This window comes from Klebsiella oxytoca NBRC 105695 (assembly GCF_001598695.1).
Lineage (GTDB): Bacteria > Pseudomonadota > Gammaproteobacteria > Enterobacterales > Enterobacteriaceae > Klebsiella > Klebsiella oxytoca.
Genome location: NZ_BCZK01000040.1, coordinates 1 through 678, shown reverse-complemented (window position 1 = coordinate 678; position 678 = coordinate 1). Strand labels below are relative to the sequence as shown.

Genomic DNA, 678 nt, shown 5'->3' with positions numbered 1-678 from the left:
CCGGATAAAAAGACTGCTGGCGATAGAGGGGATGGGTCCGGTGGTGGCCAGTGCCCTGGTGGCTGCAGTGGGTGATGGCAGACAGTTCAGGAGCGGCCGGGAAATGGCGGCTTATCTGGGGCTGGTTCCGCGGCAGCACTCAAGCGGAGGAAAGGCGCGACTGGGCCATATCAGCAAGCGGGGGGACCGCTACGTGCGGACGCTGATAATCCATGGAGCGCGGGCAGTGCTGAATGCGTGTCAGAATAAAACTGACAGGCGCAGCCAGTGGTTGCAGGGGGTGTCGGAGAGACGAAACCGGAACATCGCGACGGTGGCGCTGGCGAACAAGAATGCCCGTATAGCATGGGCGCTGCTGAGTCGTGAAGAGGATTACCATGGGATACAGGTCACCGGTTGACCGGCGGCCAGTATCCCATGCGTTAAAAGAGCAATAACCTGCCGTAAGGTTGCAGCCAGAGAAGCGAGATGAGTAACAGGTAAGACCAGCATCAGTCACTCCGGCCTGGCCGAAGGCTCCCTGATAAGCAAAGCCGCTAGCCCGAATGGAAACAGATGCGCAGATAACATCATGGCCCGGATACGACGGTATCGTAAGAGAGGCCGGATATACGAACGCAACTTACCCCGTTACACAAAATGCAGAGATGGCTTGCATAACGGGAGGTGTCCATATAC

1 protein-coding gene is annotated in these 678 nt (G+C 57.7%); it reads left to right on the top strand.

The features are described from left to right. Positions 1–400 (top strand): IS110 family RNA-guided transposase (locus KO1_RS26665; RefSeq protein WP_148719771.1); only part of this gene is annotated, 400 nt, incomplete at its 5' end. Positions 401–678: the final 278 nt, after the last annotated feature.